This is a genomic window from Cohnella soli (assembly GCF_042655525.1).
GTDB lineage: Bacteria > Bacillota > Bacilli > Paenibacillales > Paenibacillaceae > Cohnella > Cohnella soli.
The window spans coordinates 481,084-495,008 of record NZ_JBHSMI010000025.1 but is presented as its reverse complement, the minus strand read 5'-3'; the positions used below and the strand labels follow the sequence as shown (position 1 = coordinate 495,008).

Here is a 13,925-nt window from a genome sequence, read left to right as displayed (position 1 = left end):
ATGTTTTCGGACATGGCAGGTAAAGTAGCGGTCATTACCGGCGCTTCGCAAGGAATCGGACGCGGCATCGCGGTACGGTTCGGGCAAGAGCGGATGAAAGTCGTCGTCAATTACAACAGTAGCGAAGAGATGGCCTTGGAGACTGTGCAAGAAGTGCAGGCAGCCGGGGGAGAAGCGATCGCCGTCAAGGGCAACGTCGGCCAGGAAGAGGATGTTATTACACTCATGAAGGCGACGATTGAAGCCTTCGGCCGATTGGATGTGCTGGTCAATAACGCCGGCATCCAGACGACGACGCCCTCCCATGAGCTGACGCTGGACGACTGGCATAAAGTCATGGACGTCAATCTGACGGGCGCATTCGTCGGCTGCCGCGAAGCGATCAAATATATGCTGGCGCACGACATCAAAGGCAGCATCCTGAATATTTCGAGCGTTCATCAGAAAATTCCAAAGCCGTATCACGTGCATTACGCGTCCAGCAAAGGCGGATTGAGGCTGCTGACCGAGACACTGGCATTGGAATACGCGCCGCACGGCATCCGCGTGAATACGATCGCTCCGGGAGCGATCGTAACGGCGATGAACGAACATATTTTGTCCGATCCAAGGCAGAACCAAGACGTGCTGTCGCTTATTCCGATGAATCAGATCGGCGAGCCCAAGCACATTGCTTCCGCCGCGGCATGGCTCGCTTCGGAAGAAGCAGGCTATGTGACGGGCGTAACCCTGTTCGTAGATGGCGGAATGACGTTGTATCCTGTGTATCTTAAAGGGTAAGCGGTTAACAGGGGGATATCAACAATGTTTCAATATCGGCCTCAGCGCAATTACGGATGCAGAATTCATGACCAGATCAGCTATATGGGGATGCGGACGATTGTCCTTGAAAATGATGTAGTACGAATATCCGTATTAGCGGACAAAGGCACGGAAATTTTCGAGTACTTGTACAAGCCGAAAGACCTCGACTTCATGTGGTTGACCGAGAACGGCGTGCAGAATCCGAACGAATATTTGCCGACTTCTCCCGATCCGGTAGCAACGTTCGTCGATTACTATTCCGGCGGCTGGCAGGAGGTGTTCCCTAACGGCGGGCCGACAAGCGCTTATCTCGGAGCCCAGTATGGACAGCATGGCGAAGTCGCCCACATGCCCTGGGATTACGAGATTGTGCGGGATACGGAACAGCTCATTTCCGTACGGTTCAGCGTCAGGACGAAAAAGATGCCTTTCCGGCTGACCAAAATGCTGACGCTGGAAAAGGGGTCCTCTTCTCTCCTGATCGAGGAGCAACTGGACAACTTGAGCGACATTCCGCTGCGGTACATGTGGGGGCAGCACTTGGCGTTCGGCAAGCCGTTCCTTGCACCGGGATGCCGAATCATCGTGCCGGATCACGTGAAAGTGTTGACGGAGGCGTCCGATTCGCCAGTTTCACCGCCGGGTAGAACGAAACGCGGCGTCACATACGACTGGCCGCTCGGCGTCTCGGCAACGGGGGAACAGATCGATCTCTCCTTGCTCCCGGAAAAAGGAACGCTGTCGGAGATGATGTACTTGACTGGCTTTGGCGAGCAGGCATGGTACAAAGTCGAGAACGGCTCTCTCGGCATGGGGATGAACGTGGAGTGGGACGGGGAGGCAATGCCGTATTTGTGGTACTGGCAGGAGTACGGGGCAACCGAAGGTTACCCTTGGTATGGCCGACATTACAATATCGGCCTTGAGCCGTTCTCCAGCTACCCTACGCTTGGGCTGGAAGAAGCGATTCGCAATGGCAGCGCGGGAGCGATAGGTGGCCAAGAGAGTAAAATTTTCAGCTTACGAACAACTCCATACGAGCTGTAAATTTTTGAGATTTAAGATGGTTGAAAAATAGCGGTGCGAGGGCGCCGCTATTTACATTTTTTGATTCCTTGGAAATACACTCTCCTGCTCGCCCAAATTGCCTGTTCATAGTCACATTTTGCAAACGATGAGCTTCGTTACGGAGTTACCTGGTAATGTATTCCCTATTGCATAGGGCGCAAATTTGTTATTGTCATTTCTTCGTGTATTCGATATGATTAGGTTAAGCGCTATACCTATTAAGAATGTTTTGTTCATTTTATGGTATAGCGATTATTTTTGGTCAAAAGATTAAGCGCTTAATCCAAAATGAAAGGGTGATCATGTGTCGACCGTGAGATTAACGATGGCTCAGGCGCTGATCCGATTTTTGAATCAGCAATACATCAGCGTAGATGGCGAGGAAACGCCGTTCATCGCGGGCGTAATGGGCATTTTCGGGCATGGCAACGTAACCGGCATCGGCGAAGCGCTGGAGCGCTCTCCCGGTAATCTCGCCTTTATTCAGGGTAAAAACGAACAAGGCATGGTGCACGCCGCCGTTGCTTACGCGAAACAGAAAAATCGCAAACAAATTTACGCATGCACGACTTCGATCGGTCCGGGGGCGCTCAATATGGTGACGGCCGCGGCGACCGCGACCGTCAACCGTCTGCCGGTGCTGCTGCTTCCCGGCGACAACTTTGCCAGCCGACAACCGGACCCGGTGCTGCAACAGATGGAAGTAGCCGGCGATTATACGATGTCGGCGACGGACGCGTTTAAGCCGGTCAGCAAGTACTGGGATCGCATCGTTCGGCCGGAGCAGTTGATGACCGCGCTGAACCAGGCAATACGCGTGCTGATTGACCCGGCGGAAACCGGAGCAGTGACGCTGGCATTGCCGCAGGATGTACAGGCGGAAGCGTACGACTATCCGGCATCCTTTTTCGAAAAGCGCGTTCACTACATCGATCGCCAGTTGCCGACCGCTTCGTCCAATGATCGCGCAGCGAAGCTGATTACGTCCAAAAAGCGTCCGCTGCTCATCGCGGGCGGAGGCGTATTGTACGCGGATGCGATGGATGAGCTGCGCGCCTTCGCGGAACGATTCCAAATTCCGATCGCCGAAACGCAGGCGGGAAAAGGTTCGATCGCTTGGGACCACCCGCTGAACGTCGGCGCAATCGGCGTTACCGGCTCGCTAGCCGCGAATCGCATCGCGAAGCAGGCGGACCTGATCATCGGAGTCGGTACGCGGTATTCGGATTTCACGACCGCATCCAAATCGGCTTTCCAGCATGGGGACGTGCAATTCGTCAACCTCAACATCAACAAGATGGACGCGGGCAAAATGTCCGGCGTTTCTGTCGCGGCTGACGCAAAGGCGGGACTGCAAGCGCTACTGGCCGCTTTGGAATCCGCCGGGTATGCCAGCCAGAATGAGCCAGGCTATATTGAAGCGCAGAAACGGGAATGGGACGCGGAAGTCGATCGGCTCTATCAGATGGAATTGACGGATGGCTTCTCCCAGACACGGGCGCTCGGCGTCGTGCAGGAAAACCTGCGGCCAAGCGACGTGATCGTCTGCGCGGCGGGCAGCCTGCCGGGCGATTTGCACCGGCTGTGGCGCGTAACCGAGCCGAAGACATACCACATGGAATACGGTTTTTCTTGCATGGGGTACGAGGTTAGCGGAGCGTTCGGCGCCGCGCTGGCCAATCCGGAGCGGGACGTCTACGCCGTCGTCGGAGACGGCAGCTATTTGATGCTTCATTCCGAGCTGGTGACGAGCTTGCAGGAAAACCGCAAATTCACCGTTTTATTGTTCAACAATCACGGCTTCCAATGCATTCACAATTTGCAACGCGGTCAAGGGAGCGACGGCTTCGGCAACGAATTCCGCTATCGCGACGCCCAAACCGGGCAATTGAGCGGCGCCTACATGCCGATCGACTTTGCGGCGCATGCGCGCAGCTTGGGCGCGAAAGCGTATAAAGCGACAAACGCGGAGGAGCTGAAAGCGGCCATCGAATCGGCTCGCAACGAATCCGTCACGACGCTGATCGAGATTGCCGTATTACCGGGAACGAATACGGACGGCTACGAGTCTTGGTGGCATGTCGGCGTTCCCGCGGTTTCCGTCAGCGGCAAAGTAACGGCGGCGCACGAAGCGATGAACGGCAAATTGCGGCAAACGCAGCATTTCGATTAAAGGAGGCGAACGTATGATGGAATTCCCGTTTAAATTAGGCGTTCATCCGATCAACTGGGTGGGCGAGGATGTCAAGGAGCATGGCGCGGATACGACATTCGAAACGATCGTTGACGACATTCAATCCTTGGGCTTGACGGGCACGGAGATGGGCCGCAAGTATCCGACCGATCCGGACATTCTGAAGCAGCAGCTTTCGCAGCGCGGCATCCAACTCGTCTCGCAATGGAAATCGGTGCTGTTCTCCGATCCGGCTTATCGAGAGCAGGAACTGGAAGATTACCGCAAGCACGCGCAGTTTCTGAAGCAAATGGGAGCAACCGTCATCAGCACGGCGGAAGTCGGCGGCTCGCTGCATTTCGATCCGAGAAGATCGCCTTTTGAAAAAGAGGTTATTCGTCTGGATGACAAAGGTTGGGAGAGTTTGGCCGAAGGCCTTAATGCAGCAGGCCGCATTGCGCAAGAATATGGCCTCAAGCTGACGTATCACCATCATGGCCGCACGGTCGTCGAATCTCCGGCCGAAATCGACCGTCTGATGGAGTTGACGGATCCTTCGCTCGTCTACTTGCTCTTCGACACCGGTCACGCCTATTACGGCGGCGCCGATCCGCTGGAAGTGCTGCGCAAGCATTACGACCGTATCGGTTATATTCACCTGAAGGATGTTCGCTTAAGCGTGCTGGAAGAAGCGCGCCTCGAGCATGCGGACTTCGTCACTTGCATCCGTAAAGGCGTGTTTACGGTACCGGGCGACGGTGACCTGGATTTTGTTCCGGTCATCAAAGAATTGGTGGCCAGAGGGTATGCGGAATGGGCGATGCTGGAAGGGGAGCAAGACCCCGCGACGCATCCGGCTTACGAGTATGCGTTCAACGCATTACAGCATTTGAAAAGCATTTTGAATGACGTTCAAGAAGGGAAATGAGCAGACGATGGCATACGTGACATTTCCGGCCGACAAGCCGGCGGACTTCGTGGCGATCGGTCGCCTGTGCATCGATTTGAACGCGAACGAAATCAACCGGCCGATGGAAGAAACGGTCAGCTTTACGAAATACGTCGGCGGATCTCCGGCGAACATCTGTATCGGCATGTCGCGGTTTGGCATGAAATGCGATTTTATCGGCAAAGTAGCCGACGACCAGATGGGGCGTTTCATTACAGGGTACTTGCAGCGCAACGGCATCGAGACGAGCCATCTCGCGGTTGACAAGACCGGGGCGGTGACCGGGCTGGCCTTCACCGAAATCAAAAGCCCGACGGATTGCAGCATTCTGATGTACAGAGACAACGTCGCCGATTTGAAGCTTCAGCCTGACGAAGTAAGCGAATCGGCAATCGCCGGCGCCAAGCTGCTGCTCATCTCCGGAACGGCGCTCGCTCAGAGCCCTTCGCGCGAAGCGGTGATGCAGGCACTGAACTACGCGAAAAAACACGGCGTCGTCGTGGCGTTCGACGTGGATTACCGCCCTTATACGTGGAAATCGGCGGAAGAAACGGCGGTTTACTACAACCTGGCGGCGGAAAAATGCGACATCATCATCGGTACGCGCGAGGAGTTCGACATGATGGAGCGGTTCGAAGCCAATCCGGAGAAGGACGACCGGATTACGGCGGCCAAGTGGTTCGATTACGACGCGAAAATCGTCATCATTAAGCACGGCAAGGAAGGCTCCATCGCGTATACGAAGGACGGTTCCAGCCACAGAGCCAGAAGCTTCCCGGCTAAGGTCATCAAAACGTTCGGAGCCGGCGATTCTTATGCGGCGGGATTTCTGTACGGCCTCATGAAGGGCTGGACGATCGAGAAAAGCATGGAGTTCGGCAGCGCGGCCGCCTGTATCGTCATTTCGAGCCACAGCTGCTCGGACGCGATGCCGACCGTAGCGCAAGTCGAAGATTATATCGCTCGCTCCAACCGTGGCGAAATCACGGCCTCGTAATACAGAAGACATGAATGCACAAGCAGAAAGGGATGGCATCAATGGCAGCTAAACAACAGCCGTATGGCGTATTGAAAAATTTGATCGGAGGGCAATGGGTTGAAGCGGTTTCGCAAATAGATGAACCGGTCATGAACCCGGCCACGGAAGAGACGTTGGCGCATGTCCCGATTTCCAATCGCGAAGATGTGGACCGTGCCGTCGCCGCGGCCAAGCAAGCTTTTCCGTTGTGGAGCCAGACACCCGTACCGAAGCGCGCCAGAGTGTTGTTCAAGTTCCAGCAGTTGCTGGTCGACCACTGGGACGAGCTGGCGAAGCTGATTACGGCCGAGAACGGCAAGAGCTATACGGAAGCGCATGGCGAAGTGCTGCGCGGCATCGAATGCGTCGAGTTCGCCGCGGGCGCGCCGACGCTCATGATGGGCAAGCAGCTGCCGGACATCGCGACGAATCTCGAATCCGGCATGTACCGCTATCCGGTCGGCATCGTCGGCGGCATTACGCCGTTCAATTTCCCGATGATGGTTCCTTGCTGGATGTTCCCGCTTGCCATCGCTTGCGGCAATACGTTCGTGTTGAAGCCTTCCGAGCGAACGCCGCTCCTCGCCAACCGATTGGCGGAACTGTTCCTGGAAGCGGGGCTGCCAGCCGGCGTTCTGAATGTCGTCCATGGCGCCCACGACGTCGTCAACGGCATTCTGACGCATCCGGACATTAATGCGGTGTCGTTCGTCGGCTCCCAGCCGGTAGCCGAATATGTGTATACGACCGCTTCGGCCAACGGGAAACGTGTTCAGGCGCTCGCCGGAGCCAAAAACCATTCGATCGTCATGCCCGACGCCGATATGGACGCGGCGGTGCAACAAATTACCGGCGCAGCCTTCGGTTCCGCCGGGGAACGCTGCATGGCTTGCTCGGTCGTCGTTGCCGTCGGCGATACCGGCGATGCGCTCGTGGACAAATTGCTCGAGGCCGCGAACAAAATTACGATCGGCGACGGTTCGAAGCCGGGCGTATTCCTTGGTCCGGTCATCCGGGAGCCGCACAAAACGAGAACGCTCGGCTATATCGCAAGCGGCGTGGAAGAAGGGGCCGTCATGCTCCGCGACGGACGGACCGATGAAGCGGCCGGACAGGAAGGCTATTTCGTCGGACCGACGATTTTCGATCAAGTCACGAGCGAGATGAAAATTTGGAAGGACGAAATTTTCGCGCCCGTACTCTCCATCGTCCGCGCCGAAACGCTGGCTGAAGCCGTCGAGCTGGCGAACCGGTCGGAATTCGCCAATGGCGCTTGCCTGTTCACGCAGGACGGAAGCAACGTGCGCTATTTCCGCGAGAACATCGATGCCGGCATGCTGGGCATCAACTTGGGCGTACCGGCTCCGATGGCATTTTTTCCGTTCTCCGGCTGGAAAAAATCGTTCTACGGCGACCTGCATGCCAACGGCAACGATGGCGTCGAATTTTATACGCGCAAAAAGATGGTTACGGCGCGCTGGTAACGGAGAGGAGAACCGAATATGCCTCTCGTTTCGATGAAGGATATGCTGATTACCGCCGTCAAGGGCGGATATGCGGTCGGACAGTTCAACCTGAACAACCTGGAGTTTACGCAAGCGATTTTGTTGGCTGCGAAAGCGGAGCGCTCGCCAGTCATTCTCGGGCTAAGCGAAGCCTATATTCCCTATATGGGCGGTCTGCCGAACATCGCCGACATGGTCCGGCACCTGATGGACGAACTCGGCATCGACGTGCCGGTCGCCCTACACCTCGATCACGGTTCGTCGTTCGAGGTGTGCGTCAAGGCGATTCACGCGGGGTTTACGTCCGTCATGATTGACGCCTCGCACCATCCTTTGGAACAAAATATTGCCGTCACGCGCCGCGTGACCGAAATCGCGCATACGCTTGGCGTCTCGGTGGAAGCCGAACTCGGCCGGATCGTCGGCAGGGAAGACGATCTGGTCGTGGACGATTCGGAAGCGATGTACGCCAATACGGAGGAATGCGTCCGTCTCGTTAGAGAGACGAGCGTAGATTGCCTCGCCCCGGCTTTAGGATCGGTGCACGGGCCTTATCGCGGACAGCCCAAGCTGGGTTTCGCCCGCATGGAGGAAATCCGGATGCGTACCGGCGTTCCGCTTGTGCTTCACGGCGGGAGCGGTTTGCCGGACGAAGAGATTCAAACCGCCATTTCATTAGGAACGGCGAAAATCAACGTCAACACGGACAACCAGATGGCGTTTACCGAAGCGGTACGCGAATATTTGCAGGCACACCCGGACGAATACGATCCGAGAAAATCCCTTGGCGCGGGAAGAGACGCCGTTCAGGCGGCTGTGCAAGCGAAGATGCGCCAATTCGGAAGCGCCGGCAAGGCGGAAGGAGCTGCGACAAGATGAACAAAGTAAAAATCGGAATCATTGGCGCCGGGCGTATCGGCAAAATTCATGCGGAGCATCTGCTGGCAATGACGCAAGCAGAGGTGACGGCTATCAGCGATTTGTTCGCCGATGATCACTTGCGGCAATGGGCTGCCGGGCGCGGGATCGGAACGGTCTTAAGCGACGCCGACGCTCTGTTTCAAAATCCTGATATCGACGCCGTCCTCATTTGCTCGTCGACGGACAGCCATATCGACTTCATTGAACGTGCGGCGAAGGCAGGCAAACACATTTTTTGCGAAAAACCGGTCAGCATGGACGTTTTCCAAACCCAAAAAGCACTGGACGTCGTCAATTCTGCCGGCGTGCAGCTGCAAATCGGCTTCAATCGCCGCTTCGACCACAATTTCAAGCGGGTTCGGGAAGTCGTTCAGGGAGGCGGTATCGGGCAGCCTCACATGATCAAGATTACATCGCGCGACCCGAACCCGCCGCATGCGGATTATATCAAAGTATCGGGCGGCATTTTCCAGGACATGATGATTCATGACTTCGACATGGCCCGCTACGTAGCGGGAAGCGACATCGAAGAAGTGTACGCGCACGGCGGCGTGCTGATCGATCCGGTGTTCGCCGAACACGGCGACCTCGATACGGCGATCGCCACGCTGCGCTTCGAGAACGGCGCGATCGGCGTCATCGATTGCAGCCGTCAAGCCGTCTACGGCTATGATCAGCGCGTGGAGGTGTTCGGATCGAAGGGCAGCGTCGCCGTAACGAACGATTATCCGAATACGGCGGAAATAAGCACGGCCGAAGGCATCTTCCGCGACAAACCGCTGCACTTCTTCCTGGAGCGCTACGACGGCGCTTATATCGATGAGCTGAAGCAGTTCATCGACTGCGTACAACATGGAAAGCCGGTGCCGGTCAGCGGATATGACGGCTTCCAGGCGGAATTGACGGCGCTCGCGTGCAAATATTCCGTTAAACTGGGCAAACCGGTCAAGCTGAAGGAGGTGCAGACATGGCCGAATCTTTGATCGTTTCGCCGCAGCGGACGACGGATACGGACGCTGGTCGCCTGGTCATTACCCCGGAGTCGGCGGGCTGGGAATATGTCGGCTTCGAACGCGTCTTGCTGAAGCCCGGAGAACGGCTGGATCGCCCAACGGGGGACAACGAGATTTGCCTTGTCCTACTGGCAGGGAAAGCGGATGTCGCGACCGAGCATGCGACTTGGCCGAATATCGGCAGCCGGATGAATGTTTTCGAGCAAACTCCGCCTTATTCGGTATATGTTCCGCCGCAAGACGAGTTCGGCGTGACGGCGTTAACCGAGCTGCAGTTGGCCATTTGCTCGGCTCCCGGCAAAGGCAGTTTTCCTGCGCGCGTGATCGCTCCGGAGCATGTCGGCGTGGAAACGCGCGGAACGGGCAGCATGGAACGGTTCATCCACAACATCTTGCCGGAGCAAGCGGAGGCGGAATCGCTGCTCGTCGTCGAAGTATTCACGCCGGGCGGACATTGGTCGAGCTACCCGCCTCATAAGCATGACCGCGACGCGCTGCCGGACGAATCGCTATTGGAAGAAACGTATTATTATCAAATCAATCCGCCACACGGATTTGCCGTCCAACGGGTGTATACGGACGACGAATCGCTGAACGAAACGCTTGTCGTCAAGCATGACCAAGCCGTTCTCGTGCCGCGGGGCTATCATCCCGTGTCCGCGCCGCCAGGTTATGACGCGTACTATTTAAATGTAATGGCGGGGCCGCGGCGCACATGGAAATTCCATGTGGAAACGCAGCATGAATGGCTGATGCCAAAGCCTCGGCGGATGGATTGAGGTTTGCGAAGCCGCGTCGTTGCGCACATAATAGATGACAGATGAGGTGACTGCATCTTTTTCTATTCGACTTTACGAGGGAGTCTGTTATGAAAGCGACCATATACGACGTAGCGCGCGAAGCGGGCGTGTCCATCGCGACCGTGTCGAACGCGATCAACGGCAAAGGCAAGATCAGCCATAAGAGGCGTCAAGAAATATTGCATATCATGGAGCGTCTGGACTACCATCCAAGCGTAATCGCCTCCGCATTGACCGGCAAGCGAACCTATACGATCGGATTGCTGATTCCGGACATTTCGAATCCGTTCTTTGCCGAGATTGCCCGAGCGGTCGAAGATTACGGCCACGAAATGGGCTATAGCGTCATTATTTGCAGCACCGACAACCAGATCGAACGGATTGAGCGTTATGTGCTGCTGCTCGAACAAAAAAGCGTCGACGGCATCATCATCGGCACGGGCATTGAGGATACGGATTCGATAGAACGGCTTCTGAAAAAGAAAGTGCCGATCGCCATGATCGCCCGGGAACTTCCGTCTGCCGCCGTCAATACGGTCGTCGTTGACGATTTTGCCGGCGGAGAGATGGCCGCCCGCCATTTGCTTAAGCAGGGACATCAAACATTCGCCGTGCTTGCCGAAAGCTACAAAGTCAGCAGCAGCCGGGAGCGCATTCGCGGATTCAAACAAGCGTTGGTCGAATCGAAGTTTGAGTTAGCCGATTCCGCGATTATGATCTGCGACTATACATTGGAAGACGCCAAGCAAAAAGCAGTCATGCTTCTCCAAAGCGATTCGCCGCCAAGCGCGTTGTTTTGCTGTAATGATATATTGGCGGTCGGCGCGCTTCAGGCGGCTAAGGAATCGGGAATCCGTATTCCGGAACAACTCGCGCTCGTCAGCTTCGACAATACGATACTATCGAGAGTGACCGATCCTCCGCTGACGTCGGTCGCGCAGCCGATGGAGCATATGGGCAGAAGGGTCGTCGAAATGATCATCGAAGAGCTTAAGGAACCCGACGTCGTTCGGCAGCGAATCGTGTTGCAGCCCGAACTCATCGTAAGAGCGTCTTCCGTCCGATGAAGCGGAGTATCGGCAAACGGTTCAAGCGAAAGACTTCCATACAAACTGCGATCATGATCAACATTTTCGTTGTCGTCACCGTACTTCTGACGATCGTTACCTATGCGTCGTACGCCATTTTTTCCAATTTCCTGGTTGAGCAGTCGCGGAACAACGCCTCCATGATGACGAAGGAAGTCATGGCGAACGTCGACTTTTATTTTAACGAGGTCGAGGAAACGATTATGGATGCTTCGTCTAACCCGAACGTGCAAATCGGGGTAAAAGACAAAGCCAAAATCAGCATGAAATATTATTTGAGCTATATTCGCGAAATTCAAAACTACTTTAACAATTTAACGATTTTCAAGCCGGACATCGATGAGATCATCATCGTGAAAGCGGACGGCACTAGCCTGGATTCCGCACGCAAGTCCGTAAGGCTGGACTATCGTTTTGATTCGGCGGAATGGTTTCCCGATGTGCACCGGACGAAAGGCCAAGCGGTGTTCGTAGGGCCGCATGAGCAGCAATATTATTACGACTCGAATGCGGCCGCAACGGAAACGGTATCCGCTGTCGCGCCGATTCGGGACATTTACCGAAAAGACAGCATTATCGGCTCGATCGTCGTCAATCTGAACATGAGTAAAATCGCGAGCATCTTGAACCGGCTCAGCATCTCTCCGAACCACGGCGTATATTTGCTTGATGACAAGCAAAAGCTCGTCTATAAGAATGTTGGTCCGGAACAACCGTCGTTCGGAACCGAATTTACCGATTTGCTGCGCAAAAGCACCGATAACGGCTATTTGATTCAAGGGTCGGGCTCCGCTCGTCAACTGCTTGCTTTCAGCCGATCGGAGGTCAACGGATGGACGCTCGTTTGGAACGTGCCGCTATCCGATGTGGCAAGCAAATTAAATCAATTCCGGATCATCGCGGTAATCCTGTTTTTCGCTTTTATCCCGATCGTTTGGATGATCGCCTACTTGATCTCGAACCGGATTACATCGCCGGTCAAACAGTTGATGAGACAAATGTCGGGGTTCGAAAAATGGATCGGACAAGATCATGCGGGTCCGTCTCTCCCGGCTTCCGGGTATCACGAGATCGATGTATTATCTTCGCGATTTCGCCATATGACCGGGCAGATCAATGAGCTGATCAACGAGGCTTATAAGCTGGAACTGGTGCATAAAGACTCGGAGCTGAAAGCGTTGCAAGCGAGAATCAATCCGCATTTCCTGTACAATACGCTGCAGACGATCAAGTCGTTATCGGCATTGGGAAAAAACGAAGAAGTCGGTAAATTGGTTACTTCGCTCGGAAGATTGTTTCGGTACACGATCGGAAACGATCACTATATGGTTGCGCTGCGGGACGAATTGAAGCATTTGCAACACTATTTGGATATTCAAATTTTGTGGCTGAGACACGACGTCGAAGTTTCCTTTGATGTGGACGAACGTTTGCATGAGGTGAAAATTCCGCGATTAAGCTTGCAGCCAATCGTGGAAAACTGCTTTATTCACGCATTCAAACGGATGGATAAGCCGTGCCGCATCGGCATTCGAGTCGCTTTGGACGATCAGGCAGTCGCCATTTCCATATACGATAACGGAAACGGCATGACGCAAGCCGACCTGGCAGAACTGCGCCGTCGTCTTGCTGAACTGGATACCCGTGACGAAGGCCATCATATCGCGTTGCTAAATGTGCATCGCCGCTTGGTATTGAAATTCGGACCGGCATTTGGATTATCCATCGATAGCATCGAGGATGAAGGCTTTTCTGTGCAGATCAAGCTGCCTGTCGGTTAACGGTGACGAACGAGAGGAGGTTTTCGCTTTGTACTCCGTCGTATTGGTGGACGATAACCCTATCATTACCGAGGCGCTGGTCTGCAGCATTGGATGGCATCGCTTCGGGTTTGAAGTTGCCCGGATTTTCGATGACGGCGAGGAAGCGCTCGAATATATCGTGGAACATGAGCCGGACGTTGTGATTACCGATATTCGCATGCCGAAGATGGACGGCATCGAGCTTGCGCGAAGGTTAAAACAATTGAATCTTTCCGTTCATGTCATCGTGCTCAGCGCCTATTCCGATTTTTCCTACGCGCAATCCCTGATTCGATACGGCGGGTATGGATACTTGCTCAAACCGTTGGATGAAGAAGAACTCGAAACGATGCTCGGCGAGCTTGCCCGCAAATTGAGTCCGCCAAACGATGAAAGCATGGCGAATCCGCCGGAATTATCGGAAACGATCGTCGAGAGAGCGAAGGCCTACGCCAAGCAACACTTACACGAGCCGATTTCGCTTGACGATGTCGCCGAAGGGATTCATCTCAGCAAAAACTATTTCTGCAATGTATTCAAAGCCGAGACGGGGCTTACATTCTGGGATTATTTGACGCAAATCAGGATCGAAAAAGCGAAAGAGCTTTTACAGACCGATATGAAAACGTATGAAATCGCCTATACGGTCGGATACGAGAATGCCAGCTATTTAAGTAAAGTGTTCAAGAAAGCGCACGGCATCACGCCTTCCGAGTACCGGAAAAAACGTTTTCCGCAAAAAAAATGGGAGTAGCGGACAATCGGCGATTGCGAATGGAGGCTG

Annotated in this window: 12 protein-coding genes; all 12 read left to right on the top strand. The window is 54.7% G+C overall.

Going from position 1 to position 13,925, the window contains the following annotated elements; translation table 11 throughout:
- The 12 genes from ACFPOF_RS15270 to ACFPOF_RS15215 all read left to right on the top strand — a co-directional run bounded on the left by ACFPOF_RS15270 (position 1) and on the right by ACFPOF_RS15215 (position 13,895).
- A complete protein-coding gene (locus ACFPOF_RS15270) occupies positions 1 to 780 on the top strand; it encodes a glucose 1-dehydrogenase (RefSeq protein WP_378134079.1) in 780 nt (259 codons plus the stop codon).
- A gap of 24 nt (positions 781 to 804) precedes the next feature.
- Positions 805 to 1,851 (top strand): DUF4432 family protein, encoded by a 1,047-nt coding sequence (locus tag ACFPOF_RS15265; protein WP_378134077.1) that lies wholly within the window; start codon positions 805 to 807, stop codon positions 1,849 to 1,851.
- 325 nt (positions 1,852 to 2,176) lie between these two features.
- Entirely contained in the window at positions 2,177 to 4,045 is a 1,869-nt protein-coding gene (gene iolD / locus ACFPOF_RS15260; RefSeq protein WP_378134075.1) for a 3D-(3,5/4)-trihydroxycyclohexane-1,2-dione acylhydrolase (decyclizing), read from the top strand.
- A 13-nt stretch (positions 4,046 to 4,058) separates the two neighbouring features.
- Complete coding sequence (iolE, locus tag ACFPOF_RS15255) at positions 4,059 to 4,973, top strand: myo-inosose-2 dehydratase (protein ID WP_378134073.1); 915 nt, start codon at positions 4,059 to 4,061, stop codon at positions 4,971 to 4,973.
- A gap of 7 nt (positions 4,974 to 4,980) precedes the next feature.
- A complete protein-coding gene (gene iolC / locus ACFPOF_RS15250; protein WP_378134424.1) occupies positions 4,981 to 5,991 on the top strand; it encodes a 5-dehydro-2-deoxygluconokinase in 1,011 nt (336 codons plus the stop codon).
- A gap of 41 nt (positions 5,992 to 6,032) precedes the next feature.
- A complete protein-coding gene (locus ACFPOF_RS15245; RefSeq protein WP_378134071.1) occupies positions 6,033 to 7,496 on the top strand; it encodes a CoA-acylating methylmalonate-semialdehyde dehydrogenase in 1,464 nt (487 codons plus the stop codon).
- An 18-nt stretch (positions 7,497 to 7,514) separates the two neighbouring features.
- A complete protein-coding gene (gene fba, locus ACFPOF_RS15240; RefSeq protein ID WP_378134069.1) occupies positions 7,515 to 8,396 on the top strand; it encodes a class II fructose-1,6-bisphosphate aldolase in 882 nt (293 codons plus the stop codon).
- The gene (gene iolG, locus ACFPOF_RS15235) at positions 8,393 to 9,421 is read left to right on the top strand and encodes an inositol 2-dehydrogenase (RefSeq protein WP_378134067.1); all 1,029 of its coding nucleotides are present in this window, start codon (positions 8,393 to 8,395) and stop codon (positions 9,419 to 9,421) included. The genes fba and iolG overlap by 4 nt, the downstream gene beginning before the upstream one ends.
- A complete protein-coding gene (gene iolB, locus ACFPOF_RS15230) occupies positions 9,406 to 10,230 on the top strand; it encodes a 5-deoxy-glucuronate isomerase (protein ID WP_378134065.1) in 825 nt (274 codons plus the stop codon). The genes iolG and iolB overlap by 16 nt, the downstream gene beginning before the upstream one ends.
- An 89-nt stretch (positions 10,231 to 10,319) precedes the next feature.
- Entirely contained in the window at positions 10,320 to 11,318 is a 999-nt protein-coding gene (locus ACFPOF_RS15225; RefSeq protein ID WP_378134064.1) for a LacI family DNA-binding transcriptional regulator, read from the top strand.
- Positions 11,315 to 13,120, top strand: a complete 1,806-nt coding sequence (locus ACFPOF_RS15220) for a cache domain-containing sensor histidine kinase (RefSeq protein WP_378134062.1) — start codon at positions 11,315 to 11,317, stop codon at positions 13,118 to 13,120. The genes ACFPOF_RS15225 and ACFPOF_RS15220 overlap by 4 nt, the downstream gene beginning before the upstream one ends.
- 28 nt (positions 13,121 to 13,148) lie before the next feature.
- Positions 13,149 to 13,895: a response regulator transcription factor gene (locus ACFPOF_RS15215; protein ID WP_378134060.1), complete on the top strand. Its 747-nt coding sequence runs from the start codon at positions 13,149 to 13,151 to the stop codon at positions 13,893 to 13,895.
- The last annotated feature ends 30 nt before the right edge of the window (positions 13,896 to 13,925 follow it).

What these genes read in the sequence shown, in the direction of transcription:
- ACFPOF_RS15270 (WP_378134079.1), top strand. Translation starts at nt 1, where the DNA reads ATGTTTTCGGACATGGCAGGTAAAGTAGCGGTCATTACCGGCGCTTCG.
- iolC (WP_378134424.1), top strand. Translation starts at nt 4,981, where the DNA reads ATGGCATACGTGACATTTCCGGCCGACAAGCCGGCGGACTTCGTGGCG.
- iolB (WP_378134065.1), top strand. Translation starts at nt 9,406, where the DNA reads ATGGCCGAATCTTTGATCGTTTCGCCGCAGCGGACGACGGATACGGAC.
- fba (WP_378134069.1), top strand. Translation starts at nt 7,515, where the DNA reads ATGCCTCTCGTTTCGATGAAGGATATGCTGATTACCGCCGTCAAGGGC.
- ACFPOF_RS15225 (WP_378134064.1), top strand. Translation starts at nt 10,320, where the DNA reads ATGAAAGCGACCATATACGACGTAGCGCGCGAAGCGGGCGTGTCCATC.
- ACFPOF_RS15245 (WP_378134071.1), top strand. Translation starts at nt 6,033, where the DNA reads ATGGCAGCTAAACAACAGCCGTATGGCGTATTGAAAAATTTGATCGGA.
- iolE (WP_378134073.1), top strand. Translation starts at nt 4,059, where the DNA reads ATGATGGAATTCCCGTTTAAATTAGGCGTTCATCCGATCAACTGGGTG.
- iolG (WP_378134067.1), top strand. Translation starts at nt 8,393, where the DNA reads ATGAACAAAGTAAAAATCGGAATCATTGGCGCCGGGCGTATCGGCAAA.
- ACFPOF_RS15265 (WP_378134077.1), top strand. Translation starts at nt 805, where the DNA reads ATGTTTCAATATCGGCCTCAGCGCAATTACGGATGCAGAATTCATGAC.
- ACFPOF_RS15220 (WP_378134062.1), top strand. Translation starts at nt 11,315, where the DNA reads ATGAAGCGGAGTATCGGCAAACGGTTCAAGCGAAAGACTTCCATACAA.